Raw genomic sequence first — 22,437 nt, forward strand, 5'->3', positions numbered from 1 at the left:
ACGAAAGGGGTTCGCGTGACCGACAGCAAAGTGCCAGAGACCTTGCGCTACACCGCGGAGCACGAGTGGATCGAGCGACTCGGGCCGACGACGGTGCGCGTCGGGATCACCGACTACGCCCAGGACGCCCTCGGCGACGTGGTGTTCGTCCAGCTACCCGAGAGCGGTGCGGAGGTGACCGTCGGCGAGTCGTTCGCCGAGGTCGAGTCGACGAAGAGTGTCTCGGACATCTTCGGGCCGCTCGCAGGCACGGTGTCGGCGGTGAACGACGCCCTCGACGCCTCGCCGGAACTGGTCAATTCGGACCCGTACGGCGAGGGGTGGCTGGTCGAGATCGAGGCGGCAGACGAGGCGACCCTCGACGAACACCTGGGTGAGGTACTCGACGCCGCGGGGTACCGCGCCGTCATCGAGGGGTGAGTTCTCCCGGCCGTGAACGGCCGGAGCCCCGATCGACCCGGCTGATCGCCTCCGGAACGATATGATCGTCGATGCCGGAGTCGACTCGCGCGCCGGTGGGATCGGCAGGACCGGTACGGTTACGGCAGTGGGAACGAGGCGCGACGTGACACCGATGCTCACGATCTCGCGCCGAGAACTACCCGGCCGCACAAGTCATGTAGATTCGACCGGCCATCGTGGCGAGAGCCGACGGGCACCGTCCCAGGCGTTGCCGGCGGTTCCGAGAACGAGGTTGGCGACTGTGCGGTCGGCACTGACGACGACGAAGGAGAAGTGGTGAGCGAAAACGACAGGGACTTCGAGGCGCCGGTGGAGACCACATCGGTGTTCCGGGAGGAGTTCATCAATGAACTCGATGCCGGGACCAGCACCTCGAGTGAGCCGGCCGACACGGGGGTCGAACGACTCGCTCCCGGGACCGCGCTGCTTGTCGTGAAGCGAGGACCCAATGCGGGGTCGCGGTTCCTCCTCGATCAGCCGACGACCTCGGCCGGCCGGCACCCCGACAGCGACATCTTCCTCGACGACGTGACCGTCAGCCGTCGTCACGCCGAGTTCCGTCTCGGCGACAACGACTTTCAGGTCGTCGACGTGGGCAGCCTCAACGGCACGTACGTCAACCGCGAGCCGGTCGACACCGCGTCGCTGAGCAATGGCGACGAGGTTCAGATCGGCAAGTTCCGTCTGGTGTTCCTCAGCGGTCCCCGCGACGAAGCAGACGCCTGACACCCGTGACGGCGTCCACGGCCCCCCGCGGCGAAGGATCGATGTCGATCGGCACGGTCCTCGCCCAATTGCGTGATGACTTCCCGGACATCACGATCTCGAAGATCCGATTCTTGGAGTCGGAGGGTCTGGTGACCCCGGAGCGGGCTCCGTCGGGGTATCGGCGGTTCAGTCAGGCCGACTGCGAACGGCTGCGGTTCGTGCTGACCGCGCAGCGGGACCGGTATCTCCCGCTGAAGGTGATCAAGGAACAGCTCGACGCGATCGACAACGGCAACGGCGGCTTCGGTCCCGGCGGAACGCGCGTGCTGTCCGCGGCCCGCGGGACCGTGGCGCCGGCCACCGACTTCGGTGCGCGCGCCGGACGCGTCTCCCGGGAGTCGCTGATCGAACGCACCGGGGTGGATTCGGCTTTCGTCACCGAACTCCAGCGCAACGGCCTGTTGACCGCCGGGCCCGCCGGGTTCTTCGACGAGGACGCCGTACGGCTCGTCGAGGCGGCCGCGGCCCTGGCCAGTTACGGCCTGGAGACGCGTCATCTCCGGGCATTCAAGGTGTCCGCAGATCGCGAGGCGGGCCTCGTCGCCCAGATCGCCAACCCGATCGCCAAGGGCAAGGGCACCGGTGCGCGGGACCGCGCCGAGGAACTCGTGCGCGAGATCGCGGCCTTGTCGGTGACGCTGCACACGCAGTTGGTCAAGGCGGCCGTCAAGGGTGCGCTGGACTGAGATCGCGGTGCGCGCGTGCGACCGCCGCACCGGACTGAACAGCGACGATCCGTCGAGGGCATCCGCTGAGGGGATCCGCTGGGGCGCCGCGAGTCGGCCGCCGCTGTCCGCTCAGTCGGTGTAGCGTCGAGGTCACTGAATCGAGCGCCGTACAAGGCGTCTGGGAGGTGCGAGATGAGCGAGATGCGTGTGGTGGGCATCAGGGTCGAACCCCCGCAGAGTCAGCCGGTGTTGTTGCTGCGCGAGGTCGAGGGCGAACGCTACCTGCCGATCTGGATCGGACAGAGTGAAGCTGCGTCGATTGCGCTGCGGCAGAAGGGGATCGAGCCTCCTCGTCCGTTGACCCACGATTTGATCGTGAACCTCATCAAGGAGTTCGGGCAGACCCTCGTCGAGGTCCGGATCGTCGACATGCAGGAGGGCACCTTCTACGCCGAGATGATCTTCACCGGCGATCTGCGGGTGTCGGCGCGGCCGTCGGATTCGATCGCGGTCGCGATGCGTGCCGAGGTGCCGATCATCGCCGACGAAGAGGTTCTCGCCGAGGCGGGGTTGCTGATCCCGGACGAGGATTCCGACGAGTCCGCCGAGGTGCAGCCCGAAGAGGTCAAAGAGGACGAGGTCGAGAAGTTCAAGGAGTTCCTCGACAACGTGTCCCCGGACGACTTCAAGGCAAGCGGCGCCTGACCGGTTCGTGGAATCCGTCGACGAACGTGTTCGCCGACCGGAACCGAAACTCAGATCACGGAATCGACACCGCCCGATCACCATTTGTCTTGATCTCAAGTTGAGGTTGAGTGTCGTGGCGAGTCGCGTTGATCCACCGTCCTCCGCCGCATAGCGTCATCAGCGACATCGAGCACCGGACACGGGCCGATGAAGATGATCGGCCGACCGGAAACAGCCTGGACCGCGTACTGTGGACGTGGACGTCAGGCACCGTGGTGCGGCGTCCGATCCGAGCTTTGCGAGGGAGTCAGAAGTGGGCGATCGTCCGGTCGACAGCGAAATGACGTCGAGCGACCAGTCACCCGATCGTCCGGTGGGCGAGCGTCCCGACGCCGTCCCGACCCAGGGCAGTCTCGGCGACATCGCCCCGGGCCTCTTCCCGGACGACACGGTGCCCGACGAGCTCGTCGGCTACCGGGTGCCGAGCGCCTGCCAGATCGCCGGGATCACCTACCGCCAGCTCGACTACTGGGCCCGCACCTCGCTGGTCGTCCCGTCGATCCGTGGAGCGGCTGGTTCCGGAAGCCAGCGCCTGTACTCGTTCAAGGACATCCTCGTCCTCAAGATCGTCAAGCGTCTGCTCGACACCGGGATCTCCCTGCAGAACATCCGCGTCGCCGTCGACCACCTCCGTCAGCGCGGTGTCGAGGACCTCGCGAAGATCACCCTGTTCTCGGACGGTACGACCGTGTACGAGTGCACCTCGGCCGAAGAGGTCGTCGACCTCCTGCAGGGCGGGCAGGGCGTGTTCGGCATCGCCGTCAGCGGCGCGATGCGCGAACTCACCGGCACCATCGCCGACTTCCCCGGCGAGCGGGCCGACGGCGGTGTCAGTGAGACCGCACCCGAGGACGAACTCGCTGCGCGACGCAAGAACCGCGCCCGTCGCACCGGGTAGTCGAGACTCCGCGTAGACTGGCCCCGCGTCGCTACGCTGCGGGAGAGCGCCGTCGGATACTCATCGCCGGCGGCCGCCGAAGGAGCAACACCTCTCCGTCAAACTCTCAGGCACCCAGGACCGCGGTGGTGACGACGTCTCTGGAAAGTGACGATCCGTCGTCCGCCCACGGTGAAAGGCGATCGCGCAGAGTTGCGCAGCGCCGAATCTCTCAGGCGTCACATCGGCTGTGGCCGAAGACATGACAGAGGGGGAGGGTCAGCAGCCGGTCCGTGTACCGGCGCCTGCGAGAGGTTGCCCGCCACCGTGTCCACCACTGAAGCGACCCCGTCCGACGCCCCAGAAGGATCCAGCCCAGACGGATCCAGCCCGGACCCCACACGGGCCGCTCCCCAGCTGTCGGCCGCCTTCGTCGACCGCCATGTCGGTCCGGACGCCGACGAGACCCGCCGGATGCTCGAGGCGATCGGCGCGGCTTCCCTCGATGATCTGGCGCACCGTGTCATACCCGCAGTCATCGCCGACGAACTCGATTCCGATGTCCTGGGGGCGCTGCCCGCACCGCTGAGCGAGAGTGCGGTCCTCGCACAACTCGGTGACCTCGCAGCCCGCAACACCGTGGCCCGGTCGATGATCGGGCTCGGCTACTACGGAACCCACACGCCCGGCGTCATCCTGCGCAACGTGCTGGAGAACCCCGCCTGGTACACCGCGTACACGCCGTATCAGCCGGAGATCAGCCAGGGACGTCTCGAGTCGCTGCTGAACTTCCAGACCATGGTCGCCGACCTCACCGGCATGGAGGTGGCCAATGCCTCCATGCTCGACGAGGCCACCGCGGCCGCCGAGGCGATGACGCTGATGCGTCGCGCGGGCAAGTCGAAGTCGAACCGCGTGATCGTCGACGCGGACCTGTTCCCGCAGACGCGTGCCGTCCTCGACACGCGCGCCGAGCCCCTGGGCATCGAGGTCGTCGAGGCCTCGTTGCACCCCGATCTGCCCGGATGCGGACTGCCGGACGGCGACTTCTTCGGCGTGATCCTCCAGGTGCCCGGCGCATCGGGTCGCATCGTCGACGCCACCGCGATCGTCGACGCCGCGCACGAGCGCGGCGCTCTCGTCGCGGCCGGTGCCGATCTCCTGGCGATGACACTGGTCACGCCGCCCGGCGAGCAGGGAGCCGACGTCTGCTTCGGCACGACGCAACGCTTCGGTGTGCCGATGGGCTTCGGCGGACCGCACGCGGGTTACCTCGCCGTCGGGTCGAAGCACGCCCGACAGCTTCCCGGGCGGCTCGTCGGCATCTCCAAGGATGCCGACGGCAACCTGGCCTACCGACTCGCGCTGCAGACCCGCGAACAGCACATCCGCCGGGAGAAGGCCACGAGCAACATCTGCACCGCGCAAGTGCTGCTGGCGGTGATGGCCGCCATGTACGCCTCGTACCACGGGGCGGACGGCCTGCGTGCCATCGCACGACGCACCCACGACGCAGCGGCCCGGATCGCCGACTCGATCGCCGCGGGCGGGTTCTCGGTGGCACACGCGAACTTCTTCGACACCGTCGAGGTGCACGCACCCGGTCAAGCCGACACGATCCTCGCCCGCGCCCGCCACGACGGGATCAACCTGCGACGCGTCGACGCCGACACCATCGGCATCGCCTGTGACGAGACGACGACCGACGCCGACATCGATGCCGTCCTGCGGGCCTTCGACGTCGCCGGCGTCACCCCGCGGGCACTCGCGCAGCCGATCGAGAATCGCACCAGCGAGTACCTGACCCACCCGGCGTTCAACCGGTACCGCACCGAGACCGCGATGCTGCGTTACCTGCGGGCCCTGTCGGACAAGGACATCGCGCTCGACCGCAGCATGATCCCGCTCGGGTCGTGCACGATGAAACTCAACGCCACCACCGAGATGGAACCCATCACGTGGCCCGGCTTCGCCCAGCTGCACCCCTTCGCCCCGGCCGACGACACCGCGGGCATCCGCGAGCTGATCACCACGCTCGAGGGCTGGCTCGTGGCGGTCACCGGTTACGACCGCGTCAGCCTCCAGCCCAACGCGGGTTCACAGGGGGAGTTCGCGGGACTGCTTGCCATCCGCGGCTACCACCTCAGCCGCGGCGACGTCGACCGGGATGTCTGCCTCATCCCGTCGAGCGCCCACGGCACCAATGCCGCGTCGGCCGTCATGGCCGGAATGCGCGTCGTGGTGGTCGGGTGCCGCGAGAACGGCGACGTCGACCTCGACGATCTGCGCGCCAAGATCGCGGCAAACGAAGGCCGGGTCGCGGCGATCATGATCACGTACCCGTCGACGCACGGCGTCTTCGAGCACGACGTCCGCGACGTCTGCGGCGCGGTGCACGACGCCGGCGGCCAGGTCTACGTGGACGGCGCCAACCTCAACGCGCTCGTCGGTGTCGCACGGCCGGGTCATTTCGGCGGTGACGTCAGCCATCTCAACCTGCACAAGACGTTCTGCATCCCGCACGGCGGCGGCGGGCCCGGCGTCGGGCCCGTCGCGGTCCGGGAGCATCTGGCCCCGTTCCTCCCCGGACACCCGCTCGCCGACGAGCTGCCCGGGTCGGCCACGATCGCCGCGGCCCCGTACGGCTCGGCGGCGATCCTGCCGATCACCTATGCCTACATCGCGATGATGGGCGCAGACGGTCTCCGGCGGGCGACGCTCACGGCGATCACCGCCGCCAACTACGTCGCCAAGCGGCTCGGTGAGCACTATCCGGTGCTCTACACCGGCGAGGACGGCTTCGTCGCCCACGAGTGCATCCTCGACCTCCGGGCCATCACCAAGGCCACCGGCGTCACCGTCGACGACGTGGCAAAACGACTCGCCGACTACGGTTTTCACGCACCGACCATGAGTTTCCCGGTGGCCGGCACGCTGATGGTCGAGCCCACCGAGAGCGAGAACCTCGACGAGATCGACGCGTTCTGCGATGCGATGATCGCCATCCGCGGCGAGATCGAACTCGTCGGACGAGGGGAGTGGCCCGCCGAGGACAATCCGCTCCGCGGCGCCCCGCACACGGCCGAGTCGCTCGTCGGCGAGTGGGACCACCCGTACTCGCGGGAAGTCGCCGTCTACCCGCAGGGACTGCCGTCCGCAGGCGGCCGGGCGAAGGTGTGGCCGGCCGTCCGGCGGATCGACGGGGTGTACGGCGACCGCAACCTGGTGTGCAGCTGCCCGCCGATCGAGGCCTACAGCAGCTGACTTCTTCATCGTCTTAAGCTCCTCACCTGTTCGTTGAGCAGGTGAGGAGCGCAGCCACGAACCGTGTCGAAACGACCCGTCCTCGCGAGCTCTAACCCCCCGCGCTTCCCGACGGCACCGAGGGCGGCGTGGAGCTCGCCGGAACGCTGGCCGGCCCGTAGACGAGCCGGTTGATGGCGACGATCGCGCCGTTCTCGGGTGTCGGCATCGGATCGGGCGTGCGCGGGAACGTCACGGTCGGGGTCGGGGAGGGCATCGGGGCGTCGCCGCGGAAACCGAGCTCGGTCAGCAACTGCAACTGCTCGGGCTCCGAGGCGAACTGGATGAACTCGGCGACGGCATCGGCTGCCGACTCGGAGACCTCGGGACCCGACATCCGGATGACAGGGTAGTCGGCGATCGGCGTCGGACCCGACGGGATGAGTTCGGCCAGGCGTGCGCGGTCGTCCTCGCGGGTCATCTGGAACAGGCGTTGTTCGGTGATGGGCACGACGTGGATCTCCGCTCGGGCCGCGTCCGGCGCGTCGGCGATGGCCGTTGCCGCGCCCTGGGGTGTCCCGTCCGGGGAGAGCGGCGCGCCCTCCAGCATGGCGCGGACACTGGAACTGACCCGCGGCGACTCGGCGTCGGCGGTGGTCAGCGGTCCGGTGGTCCGGGTGACGCGTGTCGCGACCGCCTGGGCGGCCAACGCGCTGGCGTCGGACTGTGCTCCGATCGGCATCGCCATGCGCAACGATCCCCAACCCTGGAGTCCGAAGTCGGCGAGTGAGTTGTCGCGGCGCTGCAGGGTGGGGATCTGTGACCAGTCGAGGCGGCCGGTCAAGGAGCTGTTGAGCTCGGGGGACACCGCCAGCACGACCGGCGTCGAGACCAGCGATCGGGTGTTGCCCTCGATCGCATCGGGTTTCGCCGCCGCCAGATCTGCCGACCACACCGACGACTGCGGCACCCAGGCGGCCGGGTACGCGCCCATCGACATGGTGTCCCACGACCCCGACAGACCGTCGAGGGTGATCTTCGCGTCGCCCGGCCGGACGTCGACGCTGACGCATTTGTCGCGCACGACGGGGTTCGTCTCGCCGAAGTTGCGGGCGACGGCCGCCAGTCCCGGCGCAATATCCGGATCGGCGACGATCGGTACCGACTCACGACCCTCGACGCACTGCGCGGCGGCCTCCTCGGCCTGGCGATCGATCTGATCGCCGAGGTCCTGCCAGATGACGACGACGGCCGCGACGAGCAGGATCGACAAGAGTGCGGCGACGACACCTCGGCTCACGCCGCGGCTTCGGATGCTCTCCCCGCCGCTACTCCGGTGATGTGCCAACGCCGATGCCCTCCCTGCTCGGTGCGTCCCTCGCCCGGTCGGCCGTGGCGAGCCGGTGCGCAGTGCAGGGTACGACGATACGCCGTGCCGATCCTCGGCAGTTCGGCACGGTCGTATCGCCTACGTGGAACCCGGTGCTCAGCCGGCCGGGTTCGCCGCCTTGTACTCGCGGCGACGGCGGTGCAGGATCGGCTCGGTGTAGCCGCTCGGCTGCGTCGTGCCCTCGAGGATCAGCTCCTTGGCCGCCTGGAAGGCGATGTTGGAGTCGAAGTCCGGCGCCAGCGGGCGGTAGGTCGGGTCACCGGCGTTCTGCCGGTCGACGACCGGGGCCATCCGCTCGAGCGAGGCCACCACGTCGGCCTCGCCGACGATGCCGTGGCGCAGCCAGTTCGCCAGCAGCTGGCTCGAGATCCGAAGCGTCGCACGGTCTTCCATGAGAGCGACGTCGTGGATGTCGGGGACCTTGGAGCAGCCGACACCCTGGTCGATCCATCGCACCACGTAACCGAGGATGGACTGGCAGTTGTTGTCGAGTTCCTGCTGCTTCTCCTCGTCGGACCAGTCCGTCTTCGGCGCGAGCGGGATGGTGAGGACGTCCTCGACCCGGGCGGGATCGCGCTTGGCGATCTCGTCCTGGCGCTCGAAGACGTCGACGAGGTGGTAGTGCAGCGCGTGCAGTGTCGCAGCCGTCGGCGAGGGGACCCACGCGGTCGTGGCGCCGGCCTTCGGATGCCCGATCTTCTGCTCGAGCATGTCGGCCATCAGGTCGGGCATGGCCCACATGCCCTTGCCGATCTGCGCCTTGTGCTGCAGGCCCGCGTGCAAGCCGGTGTCGACGTTGAAGTTCTCGTACGCGCCGATCCAGGTCTGCTGTTTCATCTCGGCCTTGCGGACCATCGGCCCGGCCTCCATGGACGTGTGGATCTCGTCGCCGGTGCGGTCGAGGAAGCCGGTGTTGATGAACACGACGCGCTGCTCGGCCGCCTTGATGCAGGCCTTGAGGTTCACCGTGGTGCGGCGCTCCTCGTCCATGATCCCGACCTTGAGCGTGTTCTCGGGCAGGCCGAGGACCTTCTCCACACGGCCGAACAGTTCGACGGTGAAGGCGACCTCGTCGGGGCCGTGCATCTTCGGCTTCACGATGTAGACCGATCCGGTCCGCGAGTTCTGTAGACCCTCTGCTTGCGATCCATTCGGCCCGCTCGCTTCGCTCCCGGCGCCGCTCAAACCGTGGATGCCGATCAGTGACGTGATCAGACCGTCGAGGATGCCCTCGGGAACCTCGTTGCCATCGGCGTCGAGAATCGCGTCGTTGGTCATCAGGTGGCCCACGTTGCGGACGAACAGCAGCGAACGCCCGTGCAGGTCGAAGGTGGTGCCGTCCGGCGCGGTGTACTCGCGGTTGCCGTTGAGCACGCGCGTGAAGGTCTTCCCGCCCTTGGTGACCTCTTCGGACAGGTCGCCCTTGTTGAGGCCCAGCCAGTTCCGGTACCCGACGACCTTGTCCTCGGCGTCGACCGCAGCGACCGAGTCCTCGAAGTCCATGATCGTGGTGATCGCGGATTCGACGACGACGTCCTTGATTCCGGCCGGGTCGGTGGACCCGATGGGCGAGGACGGATCGATCTCGATGTCGAGGTGAAGGCCGTTGTTACGCAGCAGGATCGAGGTCGGCGAAGCCGCGTCGCCGCGGTAGCCGACGAACGCGGTCGGGTCGGCCAGGGTGGAGGTCTTGTCGCCGTCCAGCGTCACCTGCAGCGCGCCGTCGGTGACGGCGAACGCCCGCACATCGGTGTAGCTGCACTGTTCGAGCGGCACGGCCTGGTCGAGGAAGTCCTTGGCGTAGGCGATGACCTTGTCACCGCGCACCTTGTTGTACGACGAACCCTTCTCCGCGCCGTCGGCCTCGGAGATCGCGTCGGTGCCGTAGAGCGCGTCGTACAGCGAACCCCAGCGGGCGTTCGAGGCGTTCAGCGCGAACCGCGCGTTGAGGATCGGGACCACGAGCTGCGGGCCCGCGGTGTCGGCGATCTCGCGGTCGACGTTCGACGTGGTGATCTGGAAGTCGGCGGGGACCTCAGCGAGGTAGCCGATCTCGGTCAGGAACGACTTGTAGGAGTCGAAGTCGGCGCTGCCGGGGGTGAGGTCGGCGTCCTTGTGATCGCGGTGCCAGGCGTCGAGCTTGGTCTGCAGGTCGTCGCGGACGGCGAGCAGTTCGCGGTTGCGCGGGGCGAGATCGGCGATGACCGAGGCCGCACCGGCCCAGAAGGCGTCCGCATCTACACCGGTACCGGGCAACGCCTCGTTGTTGATGAAGTCGTGCAGGACGGTAGCGACCTGCAACCCGTTGACGGTGATCCGGTCAGACATGGCAGCCTTTCTCGAGCGAATGACGACGCATACATGCTACTCGTCGGTAACGGCGGACGGCAGGCGCCTCCCGCCGGGCACGGTCGCGAGGTCCGCGAGCTCCGTACAGATGGTGAGCAACCGCGTCCGCAGGGTCATTCCCCGTTCGGCGATCGCCGACTGCTCGCGCACGTAGTCGGCCCTGCCGGCGGCTGTCTCGATGCGGACCGGCTCGTAACCGAGGTCGCTGAGATCGTAGGGACTGGCGCGCATGTCGAGGTCGCGGGCTCGGAGTGCCAGCGCGAAGCAGTCGAGCGTCAGGTCCGACGGCACGAGCGGCGCGAGGGTGAAGCAGTACCGGTAGAGGTCCATCGTCGCGTGCAGGCAACCCGGTTGTTCGTGCGCGATCTGCGTCACCCGGCTCAACGTGGTGTCGTTGCGCGGACGCGCCGGGTCGGTGAAGAACCGGTAGGCATCGAAGTGGGTGCACCGCAGCGGCATCGACTCGACGACCGCGTCGGTGCCCGCGGACCCCAATCGCAGCGGCAGGTCGTGCCGGGTGTCGTCGGTGCGGTAGACCATCGCCCACTCGTGCAGGCCGAAACAGCCGAGCCGAGCGGTTCGTCGGGCGGTGGCGCCGAGCATGTCCACGGCGGCGGCGAGCGCTTCGCCGCGGTGCCGGAGATAGGCGTCGCCGACGCTCACACCGGCGGCGGTCTGCTCGTAGCCACGCAGGCCGAGGAACTCGTCGCCGTCCTCGATCGTCACACCGAACCCGGGATGCCAGCGCAGCACGTGCGCCGGACGTGACGAGTAGTAGGTGAACAAGAAGTCGATCACCGGGTGACGGGCGCCGCGACGCCGGGCGTCGAGGTAGGGGCCGATCAGCTCCTCCACCGCCCGCCGATGGGCGTCGCGGCGTGCTCGCCACTCGTCGGCGTCCAGGACCTGCGCCGCCAGGTCGAGATCCGGATGTTCCAGTTGCGCGGTCATCGTGGTCACACCCGGTGTGTCTCGTCGCGGACGTTGCCGACGAACTCCTCCACCAGGTCGGCGAGCGGGACGATGCCGATGGTGCGGCCGCTGTCGTCGACCACCGCGCCCAGATGCGAACTGGTCCGCCGCAGCACTCCCGTGGCCTCGTCGAGGGGCGTCGTCGAATCGATGACCGGCAGCGGCCGGATCTTGTCGACGCCGATGATGGTGTCCGGTCCGACGTGCTCGTCGAGGATCTCGTCGAGTACGTCCTTGAGGTGCAGATAGCCGGTGAAGGTGCCGTCGGGTCCGCGGACGGGGAACCGGGAGAACCCCGTCTCGCCGACCGCTTTCTCCACCGCACCCAGGGTCGGTCCGATGCCGCCGGAACCGGACACCTGCACACCGACACTGCGCATCTGGTCCAGCGGGATCATCACCTCCGACACCGTGCGGCCGATGGATTGCAGGGCGCGGGTCAGTCGTTCGTGCTCCTCGGCGTCGATGAGGCCTTCCTGCTTGGACTCGCCGACCATCTCGGCCAGCTCGCCCAGCGACACCGTGGACTCGAGTTCGTCCTTCGGTTCCACTCGGAGGAGCCGCAGGGAGATGTTTGCCAGCCAGTTGTAGAACGCGATCAACGGCCGGACCAGCCGGATGAACATCAGATGTGCCGGCACGAGGAGCATTGCGGACGACTCCGGGCCGGCCAGCGCGATGTTCTTCGGGACCATCTCGCCCAGCAGGATGTGCAGCACCACGACGAGCGACAGCGCGATGGCGAACGAGATCGGGTGGAGGAGGGCATCGGGAACGTGCGCCAGGTGCAGCGGCGCCTCGATGAGATGCGCGACCGCGGGCTCGCCGACCCGGCCGAGCAGGATCGAGCAGATCGTGATGCCGAGCTGTGCACCGGCCAGCATCAGCGACAGCCGTTCGCCGGCGTAGATGACGGTTCGCGCACGGCTCTTGCCGCTCTCGGCGAGGGCTTCGAGGCGGTCGCGTCGAGCCGAGATCAGGGAGAACTCGGCACCCACGAAGAACGCGTTGCCGGCCAGGAGGACGACGGTCAGCCCGACCGCCCACAGATCACCGCCCATGCGGGTCCTCCTGGATGTTCGACGGTTCGCCGTTTCGTTCGGCAGCGATGGAGAGGTCTCGATCCGCGTGAGCCGGCCGGACCTGATCCGCGGGAGCCGGCCGAATCGCGACCACGTCGACCCGGCGTCCGTCCATCTGGGTGACGGTCGCACGCCAGGTGACGTCGGGGCCGCGGTCGGGCGACTGGGCGGTGTCGTCGTCGGTCTCGCCGACGGCCGAGCGTCGTGGGAGGTCCACCTCGTCGTCGACGGTGGGAATGCGGCCCAGGCAGTACATGACGAGTCCACCCAGCGTGTCGTAGGGCCCTTCGGGGGCGTGGTAGCCGACGGCGTCGTACAGCTCGTCGATGCGCAGCAGTCCGGCACAGAGGTAACCGTTGCCGTCGACCGCGACGTCGGCGCGTTCGTCGTCGTGTTCGTCGGTGACGTCGCCGAGGATCTCCTCGATGAGGTCTTCGGTGGTGACGATGCCGGCGGTCCCGCCGTATTCGTCGATCACGACGCACAGCTCCATCCCGTCGGCGCGGATGCGTTCCATCAGCGCGTCACCGTCGAGGCTGGCCGGCACACGTGGCACCGGCCGGGCGATCGAGGTGACCGAGGTGGTGGCCTGTCGCTCGGGGGGAACGGTGAAGGCCTGTTTGATGTGCACGACCCCGACGAGGTCGTCGAGGTCGCCGTCGATGACGACCGGGAAACGGGAGTGCCCGGTGCGCGACGACGCCATGACGAGGTCGCGGACGGAGTCGGCGCGGTCGAGACAATCGATCGTCACGCGGGGGGTCATCAGGTCCTCGGCGGTGAGTTCGCCGAAGCGCAGCGAGCGGTCGACGAGGGTCGCCGTCTGCTGGTCGAGGGCACCGCGACGCGCCGAGTTACGGACGAGCGAGACGAGTTCCTGGGGCGACCGCGCGGAGGCCAGCTCATCGGTCGGTTCGATGCCGAGACGGCGGACGATCCAGTTCGCCGTGCCGTTCAATCCGTTGATCGCCCAGCGGAAGACCGCGGAGAACACGGTCATCGGGCCGGCGGTGGCCCGCGCCACCGCGAGCGGCTTGGCGATCGCGAGGTTCTTCGGGATGAGCTCGCCGAGCACCATCGACAGGGAGGTCGCGATCACCAGCGCGAGGATGAGCGAGGTCGCCGAGGCCACCGACTCGCCGACGCCGAGTGCGGTCAGCGGCGGCCGGAGGATCCGGGCGAGGACCGGTTCGGCGATGTAGCCGGTGATGAGGGTCGTGATCGTGATGCCCAGCTGTGCGCCCGACAGCTGGAACGACAGGGTGGAGTGCGCGCGTTGGACCATCCGAGAACGACGGTCCGCACGATCGGCCACGTCGGCGGTGATCGTCGACCGCTCCAACGCGGTGAGGGAGAACTCGGCCGCCACGAACAGCGCCGTCCCGAGCGTCAGCGCGATGAATCCGACGAGACTCGCGACCAGGAGCAGGATCTCCACGTCACCACCCGCCCGGCAGGGGCCGTCCTTCGGCGAAGCCGGCGGGCGACTGGATGCCCAACACCACCTTGTCGTGGAGTTCGCGCAGGTTGCGGGCGCCGGTGTACGTGGCCGTGCTGCGGACGCCCGCACAGATGTGGTCGATGACGTCCTCGACGCCGGGCCGCTCCGGGTCCAGGCGGATCCGTGAACTCGAGATGCCTTCTTCGAACAAGCTCTTGCGTGCTCGGTCGTAGGTGCTGTCGCCGCTCGACCGGGCCGCGACCGCCCGCTTCGAGGCCATGCCGAAACTCACCTTGTACGGACCCCGCTCGTCCACGAGCAGGTCGCCCGGTGACTCGTGGGTCCCGGCGAACCACGAGCCGACCATCACGTTCGACGCCCCGGCGGCCAGTGCGAGCGCGACATCGCGCGGGTGTCGGACACCGCCGTCGGCCCAGACCGCTGCACCGTGTCCCGAGGCGACCGCGGCGCATTCGGCGACCGCCGAGAACTGGGGACGCCCGACGCCGGTCATCATGCGGGTGGTGCACATCGCGCCCGGCCCGACACCGACCTTGATGATCGACGCGCCGGCGTCGATGAGGTCGAGCGTGCCCTCGGCCGACACGACATTGCCGGCCGCGATCGGGACGCCGAGGTCGGCGTCGGCGACCGCGGACAGCGCGGTGAGCATCTTCTCCTGATGGCCGTGCGCGGTGTCGATCACCAGTAGATCCGCTCCCGCGGCGACCAACGCGCGAGCCTTGCCCACGACGTCGCCGTTGATGCCGACGGCCGCCGCGATCCGCAGGGCGCCGGCGGAGTCGAGGTTCGGCGTGTAGATCGCATGCCGCAGGGCACCGACGCGGTTGAGCACCCCGGTGAGCCGGCCGTCGGGTTCGACGAGCACGGCCAGGCCCAGGTGCAGGTCACCCAGCGCGTCGAAGACCTCGCGGGGCGGGGTGTCGACGGGCAGCGTCACGATGTCGGGGTCGGCGATCTCGCGGACCCGGGCGAACCGGTCGACGTCGCGGCACCGTCTCTCGGTCACGACACCCACCGGCCGGCCGTCTTCGACCACGACGGCCGCGCCGTGGGAACGCTTCGGGATCAACGCGACCGCATCGGTGACCGACGCGTCCGGGTCGAGGGTGACGGGTGTGTCGGCCACCAGGTGCCGTGACTTCACGAAGGCGATGGACGCGGCGGCCGCCTCGATGGGCAGGTCCTGGGGGAGGACCACGAGCCCACCGCGGCGGGCCACCGTCTCGGCCATGCGCTTGCCCGCCACCGCCGTCATGTTCGCCACGACCAGCGGGATCGTGGTACCGCTGCCGTCCGACGTCGACAGGTCGACGTCGAATCGGGAACTGACATCCGACCTGCCGGGGACGATGAACAGATCGTCGTAGGTCAGATCATGTGTCGGCCGGTGGCCTTCGATGAATCGCACTGGGGTTCGCAGGCTCCTATTCGGTCACTTCGGAGCGGTCGCCGCTCCACAGTGTGTGGAACGTGCCCTCCTTGTCGATGCGCTGGTAGGTGTGCGCACCGAAGAAGTCGCGCAGACCCTGGGTCAGCGCGGCCGGCAGCCGTTCGGCGCGCAGACCGTCGTAGTACGACAGCGACGACGCGAAGGCCGGCACGGGTATACCGAGCAGCGTCGCGGTCGAAACCACCCGGCGCCAACTGTCGATGCCGACCTCGACGGCTTCGCGGAAGTACGGCGCGAGAAGCAGGCTCGGAAGGGCGGGGTCGTCGTGGTAGGCCTCACGGATGCGGTTGAGGAACTGTGCCCGGATGATGCAGCCGCCGCGCCAGATGGTGGCCAGTGCTCCGCGGTCGACATCCCAGCCGTACTCGGCGCTGCCGGCGGCGATCTGATCGAAGCCCTGGGCGTAGGCGACGACCTTGGAGGCGTATAGGGCCGTCTTGATGTCGTTGACGAAGCTCTCGCGGTCGGCGGGGGCCGAGCCGAGGTTGCCCGACGACAGGCCGCGCGCGGCGACGCGCTGATCGGTGGCGCTCGACAGGGCGCGGGCGAACACGGCCTCGGCGATCCCGGTCGTCGGGATGCCCAGGTCGAGTGCGGACTTCACGGTCCAGCGGCCGGTGCCCTTCTGACCCGCGGCGTCGACGATGACGTCGACCAGCGGCTTGCCGGTCTCGTCGTCGACCTGGCTGAGGACCTCCGCGGTGATCTCGATCAGGTAGCTCTCGAGTTCGGTGGTGTTCCAGTCGCGGAAGACGTCGGCGATCTCCGAGACCGGCATGTCCAGGGCCTTGCGCATGAGGTCGTAGGCCTCGCCGATGAGCTGCATGTCGGCGTACTCGATGCCGTTGTGCACCATCTTGACGAAGTGGCCGCTGCCGTCGGGCCCGATGTGGGTGCAGCACGGCTCGCCGTCGACCTGGGCGGCGATCGACTCGAGGAGGGGCCCGAGCGACTCGTAGGACTCGGCGGGTCCGCCCGGCATGATCGACGGGCCGTTGAGCGCGCCCTCTTCGCCGCCGGAGATGCCCGCGCCGACGAAGTTGAGTCCGCGGGCCGACATCGCGGCCTCGCGCCGGATGGTGTCGGTGTAGAGGGCGTTGCCGCCGTCGATGATGATGTCGCCCGGCTCCATCGCGTCGGCGAGTTCCTCGATGACCGCGTCGGTCGCCTCGCCCGCCTTCACCATGATGAGGACCCGGCGCGGACGCTCGAGTGCGGCCACGAAGTCGGCCACCGTCTCGGTGCGGATGAAGTTGCCGTCGCCGCCGTGGTTTTCGAGCAGCGCGTCGGTCTTGGCGATGCTGCGGTTGTGCAGCGCGACCGTATACCCGTGACGGGCGAAGTTGCGTGCGATGTTCGAACCCATGACGGCCAGGCCGGTGACACCGATCTGGGCCTTCGCGGAGGAGGACGATGCGTCGACATTGTTCATGCGGACAGCCTATTGCCTCTGTGTCCGAAGCGGCGATCTGCCTCCACGTGTGACGGCGGGCAGATGAGGCCGGGGGGCAGGAGTCGTCAGAACGCCGACATGAGTCGGTTGAGCTCGGTCAGCCACGGGATCGCGACCGCGAGTGTCGGCAGGACCAGGATCGCGGCGGCGGCGATGTAGGCGCCGGCCGCGAGAACGCGTGCGGGACGGTCGTCGCGGAGCCGGTGGACGCGGGTCAGGGTGGTCGGCCCGCCGACCGCCATCGCCCCGCGGGGAGCCACCGCGTCGGCGCACGCGACCAGTGCGCGACCCAGTGTCGTCGGGGTGGTCGCGCGGACGGCCTGGTCGTCGGCCAGTGCCTCGACGAGCAGTTCCGCGGCGCCGAGCGCCGAGCTGCTGCGGACGAAGCGGGGGAACGCCTCGTGCAACGCGATGAAGGCCTCGAGGACGAGGTCGTGGCGGGCGCGGAGGTGCGCGCGTTCGTGGGCGATCACCGCGACGAGTTCGTCACGGGTGAGCCGATGCACCACGCCTTCGCTGACCACGACGCGCTGACGCAGCCCGGGCAGGCAGTAGGCGAGGGGTTGTTCGACGTCGATCATCCGGACGTCGCGGGCGTAGAGCGGATCGTCGGCGTCGTCGGTCCGGTCGCAACGGTCGAGGATGTCGATGAGCTGACGGTGCGCCTTGCGCCGGGCGCGGGTGCGCAGGCCGACGCGGATCACGGTGTAGAACAGCCGCGCGCCGACGAGCAGGGTGAGCACGAAGACCCCGACGCAGAGGAGCCACAGCGGCCAGCCGAGGCGTTCGATCTCACGGACCGGGTGGGTCGTCGGGGTGCCGTCGGGACCGATCACGAGGATGTTCGCCGCGATCGCCAGGCCACAGCTGAACGCCGACAGCACGGCGGCCAGGGCAATGGCCTGCCACAGCGTCATCGCCGCGCGTGGTGCTCGGATCGGCCAGCGGGCCCGGGACAGTGCCTCGGGTACGGGTCCGGCGAGCACCAGGCTGACGATGCCGAAGAGCAAGGCGGTCATCTGGTGATTCCTCAGGGTGGGCTGCGAGTGGTGGTGCCGCGAATCTAGCCGGTGTCGCTCGTTCCGCGGGCGGCTTCGAGTTCATCGAGTGCGGAACGGAGGGCGGCCGCCTCGTCGGCGCCCACGCGACCGACGAAGGACACCAGGGCCGCATGTCGGGAGCCGGGAGCGGCGGCCTCGCTGAGCGCGTCGACCATGAGGCTGGCGACCAGGTCCTCGCGGGGATGGGTGGGGACGTACTTGTGGGCCCGGTCGTCGCGGATCTGCGTCACCAGGTTCTTCTTCGCCAGTCGCTGCAGGACCGTCATGACGGTCGTGTACGCAAGGGAGCGGTCCCGGGACAGTGCGGCGTGTACCTGCCGCACGGTCTGCGGGGTCGAACTCTCCCACAACGTGTCCATCACAGCGCGTTCGAGGTCGCCCAGGCCATTCATCTTTCGCATTTTACTGCTGTGCCTCCGTTTGTGGGTCCGGTGGATACCCAGTTGTTGCGTGTCGGTGTGCCGAGCGACGCCGATGTCGGTCACCACGCTCCTGACGTGGCCTTTTCCCGAACGCTTGACAGGTTGGTAAGGCTAGCCTACATTAAGTGTCACGTCGGACCGCGCGAGAGTCCTGAGGGCTGCAGAGACCCCCGGTCCACGGCACGGAAGGCCCCGCATCTCCCAGAGATGCGGGGCCTTCTGGGATCCTCGGGGGGCAAACGATCGGCGGTCGAGCCCGGTTCCCCGCCGAGTCCCGGACTGCTGTCGCCACGATCCGACCGACATGCGACTGTTGACGTCATGACTGCTGACAGTGCGGACGATGTTCTCCGGGATTCATTCGGCAAAGGGCTCGACGGGGTCCTGGGACTCGAGGTCGTCGAGGCCGGGCCGGACCGGATCGTGGCCACGATGGAGATCACCGAGCGTCATCATCAGCCGTTCGGCATCGTGCACGGCGGCGTCTATTGCGCGGTCGGTGAGAGTGTCGCCAGCATGAGCGGTTTCCTCTGGCTGCAGGATTCCGGGATCGGCGGCACCGCCGTCGGGGTGAACAACAACACCGACTTCCTCCGGTCCGTCCGCGCCGGCACGGTCACCGCGACGTCGACCCCGATCCACCGGGGCCGTCGCCAGCAGCTGTGGGCTGTCGACATGGTCGACCAGGACGGAAAGATGCTGGCCAAGTCGCAGGTGCGGCTGCAGAACATCGAGGTCACATAGGCCGTTGAGGCCCGCGTCACCCCATCGCCACTCGGCGCGCCGACCCCGTGTCGGCATGGCAGGATGACTCCTACTGCCCGGCCGGACCCACCGAACAGACCGTCCGGCCGAACACTCTCGAGGAGCGCTCCCGGTGCGACTGTCGCCGCATGAACAAGAACGGCTGTTGATCTCCTACGCGGCCGAGCTGGCCCGGCGGCGGCAGGGGCGCGGCCTGAAGCTCAACCACCCGGAGTCGGTCGCGCTGATCACCGATCACGTCCTGGAGGGCGCCCGCGACGGCCGGTCGGTGGCCGAGCTGATGACCTCCGGCCGCGAGGTGCTCCGGCGCGACGACGTCATGGACGGGGTGCCGGAGATGCTGCACGACGTCCAGGTGGAGGCGACGTTCCCCGACGGCACCAAGCTGGTGACCGTGCACGACCCCATCGCCTGACGCCCCGCGATCGGGGCACCGTCCGAGGTGGATCGTGGCGCCCCGCGCCCGTCCATCGAACAGCAGCAGTCCAGAGGAGACCGAAATGTCGGGTACGCATCCCGGCCCGCGATCGACACTCGTGCCGGGTGAGGTCATCGCCGCTGACGGGACCATCGAGCTCAACGCGGGTGCCGACGCCGTCGAACTCCGGGTCGTCAACTCCGGCGATCGTCCGGTGCAGGTCGGCAGTCACGTCCACTTCCCGCAGTCGAACGCCGCACTCGTCTTCGACCGCGCTCGCGCACACGGCCGCCGCCTCGACATCCCGGCCGGGACCGCGGTGCGTTTCGAGCCCGGCATCGAGATGACCGTCGGTCTGGTCCCGCTCGGCGGAACCCGCGAGGTGTACGGGATCTCCTTGGAGCCCCCCGGTGCCTGCGGACCGGTCGACGCCGTCCGTACCGACGAGAGTGAGTGACGCATGGCCATCCTGGGACGTGACCGGTACGCACAGCTGTTCGGCCCGACCACGGGCGATCTGATCCGCCTCGCCGACACCGATCTGCTCATCGAGGTCACCGAGGACCTGTCGGGCGGACCGGGTCGCGCCGGAGACGAGGCCGTCTTCGGCGGTGGCAAGGTGATCCGCGAGTCGATGGGACAGAGTCGGGCGACCCGCGCCGACGGCGCCCCCGACACCGTCATCACCGGTGTCGTGGTCCTCGATCACTGGGGAATCATCAAGGCCGACCTGGGGATTCGGGACGGACGCATCGTCGCGATGGGCAAGGCGGGTAATCCCGACACCATGGACGGGGTGCATCCGGACCTGGTCATCGGGCCGTCGACCGAGATCATCGCCGGCAACGGCAAGATCGTCACCGCAGGCGCGATCGACTGCCATGTGCACTTCATCTGTCCGCAGATCATGGACGAGGCGTTGGGCAACGGGATCACCACCGTGATCGGCGGCGGTACGGGTCCGGCCGAGGGCAGCAAGGCCACCACCGTGACACCCGGCGCGTGGCATCTGGCCTCGATCCTCGCCGCAACCGATCACTGGCCGATGAACATCGCGCTCCTCGGCAAGGGCAACACCGTCAGCGCCGAGTCGATGCACGAGCAGATCCGCGCGGGCGCTTCGGGTTTCAAGCTGCACGAGGACTGGGGCAGTACGCCCGCGGCCATCGAAGCCTGCCTGCGGGTGGCCGATGAGACCGGCGTGCAGGTCGCCCTGCACTCCGACACCCTGAACGAGGCCGGGTTCGTGGAGACGACCCTCGGCGCGATCGCCGGCCGCGGCATCCACGCCTACCACACCGAGGGCGCGGGCGGTGGTCACGCGCCGGACATCATCACGGTCGCGGCCTACCCGAATGTGCTTCCGTCGTCGACGAATCCGACGCGCCCGCACACGGTCAACACACTCGACGAGCATCTCGACATGTTGATGGTCTGCCACCATCTCAACCCCACCGTGCCGGAGGACCTCGCCTTCGCCGAGAGCCGGATCCGGCCGTCCACGATCGCGGCCGAAGACCTCCTGCACGACCTGGGCGCCATCTCGATGATCGGCTCGGACTCGCAGGCGATGGGCCGGATCGGCGAAGTCGTGCTCCGGACGTGGCAGACGGCGCACGTGATGAAGCGCAAACGCGGATCGCTGCCCGGCGACGGTCGGGCGGACAACAATCGCGCACGGCGCTACATCGCGAAGTACACGATCTGTCCGGCGCGTGCGCATGGCTTCGACGACGAGATCGGATCCGTCGAGGTCGGTAAGCTCGCCGACCTCGTGCTGTGGGACCCGGCGTTCTTCGGGATCCGCCCCGATCTGGTCATCAAGGGCGGCGCCATCGCGTGGGCGGCGATGGGCGACGCCAACGCCTCGATCCCCACGCCGCAACCGGTCTTCCCGCGCCCGATGTTCGGCGCCGCACCGAAACTCGCGGCCGCCACGTCGGTCAGCTTCGTCGCCCCGGGTGCCGACGCCGATCTCGCCGGGCGCATCGGGGTCGACCGCAGGCTCGTCCCGGTCAAGAACACCCGCGGCGTCGGGAAGGCCGACATGGTCAACAACGACGCCTGCCCGACGATCGAGGTCGACCCCGACACGTTCACGGTGCGGGTCGACGGTGAGGTGTGGGAGTCCGAGCCCGTCGCCGAACTCCCGATGGCGCAACGGTATTTCCTGTTCTGATGCGACCCGACGACACGAACGCGGGCGCCTCCGCGCCGCTGGCGATGATGCTGGCCCTGGCGGATTCGCGTCTACCGGTGGGCGGGCACGTCCACTCCGGTGGCGTCGAGCAGGCGATCACCGACGGATTCATTCGCACCGCAGGCGATCTCGCGTCCTTCCTGTACCGCCGGGTGACCACGAGCGGTCTCGTCGCGGCATCGGTGGCGGCGGCCGTGGCCGACGGCGCGCTCGACGTGCCCCGCGCGCAACGCGAAACCGATGCGCGCACACCGTCGGCGGCCGCACGGAAGGCATCGCTGGCGCAGGGCCGCGGGATGGTGCGGCTGGCGCGGCGGATGTGGCCGGACGTCGATTGGTCGGCCCACCGGCCGTCGACGCATCTCCCCGTCATCAGCGGGTCGATCGGCGCGGTGTCCTCGCTGTCGGGTTTCCACACGGCCCTGATCCTCGTGTACACCACGATGAGCGGGTCGGCGACTGCCGGCCAGCGCCTGCTCGCACTCGACCCGGCCGACGTGTCGATCATGATCGCCGAACTCGGTCCCGAGTGCGAACGCGTCGCCGCCGAGGCCGCGGTCGGCCTGTCGGACCTGTCCGATCCGGTGCTCGACATCTTCGCCGAACGCCATGAGCGGCAACCGATGCCGCTGTTCATGTCCTGAC

The 22,437-nt window shown here is 68.7% G+C and carries 20 protein-coding genes and 1 riboswitch; of the genes, 11 read left to right on the forward strand and 9 right to left on the reverse strand.

The features are described from left to right. Positions 1-15 precede the first annotated feature (15 nt). From gcvH to gcvP, 6 genes are all read left to right on the forward strand, one after another. Positions 16-420: a glycine cleavage system protein GcvH gene (gcvH, locus tag Q9R39_RS13665; RefSeq protein WP_055475392.1), complete on the forward strand. Its 405-nt coding sequence runs from the start codon at positions 16-18 to the stop codon at positions 418-420. A gap of 315 nt (positions 421-735) precedes the next feature. After that, complete coding sequence (garA, locus tag Q9R39_RS13670) at positions 736-1,188, forward strand: glycogen accumulation regulator GarA (RefSeq protein ID WP_055475393.1); 453 nt, start codon at positions 736-738, stop codon at positions 1,186-1,188. A gap of 41 nt (positions 1,189-1,229) precedes the next feature. Further along, positions 1,230-1,916 carry a MerR family transcriptional regulator gene (locus Q9R39_RS13675; protein ID WP_055475436.1) on the forward strand — a complete coding sequence of 229 codons (687 nt, stop codon included), beginning with the start codon at positions 1,230-1,232 and terminating at the stop codon, positions 1,914-1,916. A 174-nt stretch (positions 1,917-2,090) separates the two neighbouring features. Then, complete coding sequence (locus Q9R39_RS13680; RefSeq protein WP_055475394.1) at positions 2,091-2,603, forward strand: bifunctional nuclease family protein; 513 nt, start codon at positions 2,091-2,093, stop codon at positions 2,601-2,603. A 295-nt stretch (positions 2,604-2,898) separates the two neighbouring features. Continuing rightward, a complete protein-coding gene (locus Q9R39_RS13685; RefSeq protein WP_058253186.1) occupies positions 2,899-3,543 on the forward strand; it encodes a MerR family transcriptional regulator in 645 nt (214 codons plus the stop codon). Between the two features lie 29 nt (positions 3,544-3,572). Beyond that, a riboswitch (glycine riboswitch) is annotated at positions 3,573-3,676 on the forward strand. Between the two features lie 173 nt (positions 3,677-3,849). Beyond that, positions 3,850-6,786 carry an aminomethyl-transferring glycine dehydrogenase gene (gcvP, locus tag Q9R39_RS13690; RefSeq protein WP_396275670.1) on the forward strand — a complete coding sequence of 979 codons (2,937 nt, stop codon included), beginning with the start codon at positions 3,850-3,852 and terminating at the stop codon, positions 6,784-6,786. A 91-nt stretch (positions 6,787-6,877) separates the two neighbouring features. Here the strand turns inward: gcvP and Q9R39_RS13695 are convergent, their stop codons facing one another. The 9 genes from Q9R39_RS13695 to Q9R39_RS13735 all read right to left on the reverse strand — a co-directional run bounded on the left by Q9R39_RS13695 (position 6,878) and on the right by Q9R39_RS13735 (position 18,388). Then, entirely contained in the window at positions 6,878-8,113 is a 1,236-nt protein-coding gene (locus Q9R39_RS13695) for a substrate-binding domain-containing protein (RefSeq protein ID WP_205333676.1), read from the reverse strand. 138 nt (positions 8,114-8,251) lie between these two features. Beyond that, on the reverse strand, positions 8,252-10,483 hold the full coding sequence (locus Q9R39_RS13700; protein ID WP_205333675.1) for a malate synthase G: 2,232 nt from the start codon (positions 10,481-10,483) through the stop codon (positions 8,252-8,254). Positions 10,484-10,519: 36 nt separating this feature from the next. Further along, entirely contained in the window at positions 10,520-11,464 is a 945-nt protein-coding gene (locus Q9R39_RS13705; protein WP_396275671.1) for a 3-methyladenine DNA glycosylase, read from the reverse strand. Then, positions 11,461-12,537, reverse strand: coding sequence for a hemolysin family protein (locus tag Q9R39_RS13710; protein ID WP_269553812.1), 1,077 nt, complete (start codon positions 12,535-12,537; stop codon positions 11,461-11,463). The genes Q9R39_RS13705 and Q9R39_RS13710 overlap by 4 nt, the downstream gene beginning before the upstream one ends. After that, entirely contained in the window at positions 12,527-13,996 is a 1,470-nt protein-coding gene (locus tag Q9R39_RS13715) for a hemolysin family protein (RefSeq protein ID WP_065629845.1), read from the reverse strand. Before Q9R39_RS13715 ends, Q9R39_RS13710 begins: the two co-directional genes overlap by 11 nt. A gap of 1 nt (position 13,997) precedes the next feature. Beyond that, the gene (locus Q9R39_RS13720) at positions 13,998-15,431 is read right to left on the reverse strand and encodes a GuaB1 family IMP dehydrogenase-related protein (RefSeq protein ID WP_311277638.1); all 1,434 of its coding nucleotides are present in this window, start codon (positions 15,429-15,431) and stop codon (positions 13,998-14,000) included. Positions 15,432-15,447: 16 nt separating this feature from the next. Continuing rightward, positions 15,448-16,905 carry an NADP-dependent phosphogluconate dehydrogenase gene (gene gndA / locus Q9R39_RS13725; protein WP_311277639.1) on the reverse strand — a complete coding sequence of 486 codons (1,458 nt, stop codon included), beginning with the start codon at positions 16,903-16,905 and terminating at the stop codon, positions 15,448-15,450. An 86-nt stretch (positions 16,906-16,991) separates the two neighbouring features. Beyond that, positions 16,992-17,945 carry a M56 family metallopeptidase gene (locus Q9R39_RS13730; protein WP_058253194.1) on the reverse strand — a complete coding sequence of 318 codons (954 nt, stop codon included), beginning with the start codon at positions 17,943-17,945 and terminating at the stop codon, positions 16,992-16,994. Between the two features lie 44 nt (positions 17,946-17,989). Next, entirely contained in the window at positions 17,990-18,388 is a 399-nt protein-coding gene (locus Q9R39_RS13735) for a BlaI/MecI/CopY family transcriptional regulator (protein ID WP_058253195.1), read from the reverse strand. Between the two features lie 342 nt (positions 18,389-18,730). Between Q9R39_RS13735 and Q9R39_RS13740 the strand changes: the two genes are divergently transcribed. The 5 genes from Q9R39_RS13740 to Q9R39_RS13760 all read left to right on the forward strand — a co-directional run bounded on the left by Q9R39_RS13740 (position 18,731) and on the right by Q9R39_RS13760 (position 22,436). Next, positions 18,731-19,153 (forward strand): PaaI family thioesterase, encoded by a 423-nt coding sequence (locus tag Q9R39_RS13740; protein WP_058253196.1) that lies wholly within the window; start codon positions 18,731-18,733, stop codon positions 19,151-19,153. A 133-nt stretch (positions 19,154-19,286) separates the two neighbouring features. Further along, positions 19,287-19,589: an urease subunit gamma gene (locus Q9R39_RS13745; RefSeq protein WP_058253197.1), complete on the forward strand. Its 303-nt coding sequence runs from the start codon at positions 19,287-19,289 to the stop codon at positions 19,587-19,589. Between the two features lie 85 nt (positions 19,590-19,674). Beyond that, a complete protein-coding gene (locus Q9R39_RS13750; RefSeq protein ID WP_058253198.1) occupies positions 19,675-20,049 on the forward strand; it encodes an urease subunit beta in 375 nt (124 codons plus the stop codon). Between the two features lie 3 nt (positions 20,050-20,052). Next, a complete protein-coding gene (locus Q9R39_RS13755) occupies positions 20,053-21,771 on the forward strand; it encodes an urease subunit alpha (protein ID WP_265968354.1) in 1,719 nt (572 codons plus the stop codon). Then, complete coding sequence (locus Q9R39_RS13760) at positions 21,771-22,436, forward strand: urease accessory protein UreF (RefSeq protein ID WP_058253200.1); 666 nt, start codon at positions 21,771-21,773, stop codon at positions 22,434-22,436. The genes Q9R39_RS13755 and Q9R39_RS13760 overlap by 1 nt, the downstream gene beginning before the upstream one ends. The last annotated feature ends 1 nt before the right edge of the window (position 22,437 follow it).

It is taken from the genome of Gordonia sp. AC31 (genome assembly GCF_031844505.1).
Classification (GTDB): domain Bacteria; phylum Actinomycetota; class Actinomycetes; order Mycobacteriales; family Mycobacteriaceae; genus Gordonia; species Gordonia hongkongensis.

Excerpts from the sequence above, each read along its gene's own strand:
- Q9R39_RS13675 (WP_055475436.1), top strand. The coding sequence starts at position 1,230 with ATGTCGATCGGCACGGTCCTCGCCCAATTGCGTGATGACTTCCCGGAC.
- Q9R39_RS13680 (WP_055475394.1), top strand. The coding sequence starts at position 2,091 with ATGAGCGAGATGCGTGTGGTGGGCATCAGGGTCGAACCCCCGCAGAGT.
- Q9R39_RS13700 (WP_205333675.1), bottom strand. The coding sequence starts at position 10,483 with ATGTCTGACCGGATCACCGTCAACGGGTTGCAGGTCGCTACCGTCCTG.
- Q9R39_RS13710 (WP_269553812.1), bottom strand. The coding sequence starts at position 12,537 with ATGGGCGGTGATCTGTGGGCGGTCGGGCTGACCGTCGTCCTCCTGGCC.
- gndA (WP_311277639.1), bottom strand. The coding sequence starts at position 16,905 with ATGAACAATGTCGACGCATCGTCCTCCTCCGCGAAGGCCCAGATCGGT.
- Q9R39_RS13730 (WP_058253194.1), bottom strand. The coding sequence starts at position 17,945 with ATGACCGCCTTGCTCTTCGGCATCGTCAGCCTGGTGCTCGCCGGACCC.
- Q9R39_RS13735 (WP_058253195.1), bottom strand. The coding sequence starts at position 18,388 with ATGCGAAAGATGAATGGCCTGGGCGACCTCGAACGCGCTGTGATGGAC.
- Q9R39_RS13740 (WP_058253196.1), top strand. The coding sequence starts at position 18,731 with ATGACTGCTGACAGTGCGGACGATGTTCTCCGGGATTCATTCGGCAAA.
- Q9R39_RS13750 (WP_058253198.1), top strand. The coding sequence starts at position 19,675 with ATGTCGGGTACGCATCCCGGCCCGCGATCGACACTCGTGCCGGGTGAG.
- Q9R39_RS13755 (WP_265968354.1), top strand. The coding sequence starts at position 20,053 with ATGGCCATCCTGGGACGTGACCGGTACGCACAGCTGTTCGGCCCGACC.
- Q9R39_RS13760 (WP_058253200.1), top strand. The coding sequence starts at position 21,771 with ATGCGACCCGACGACACGAACGCGGGCGCCTCCGCGCCGCTGGCGATG.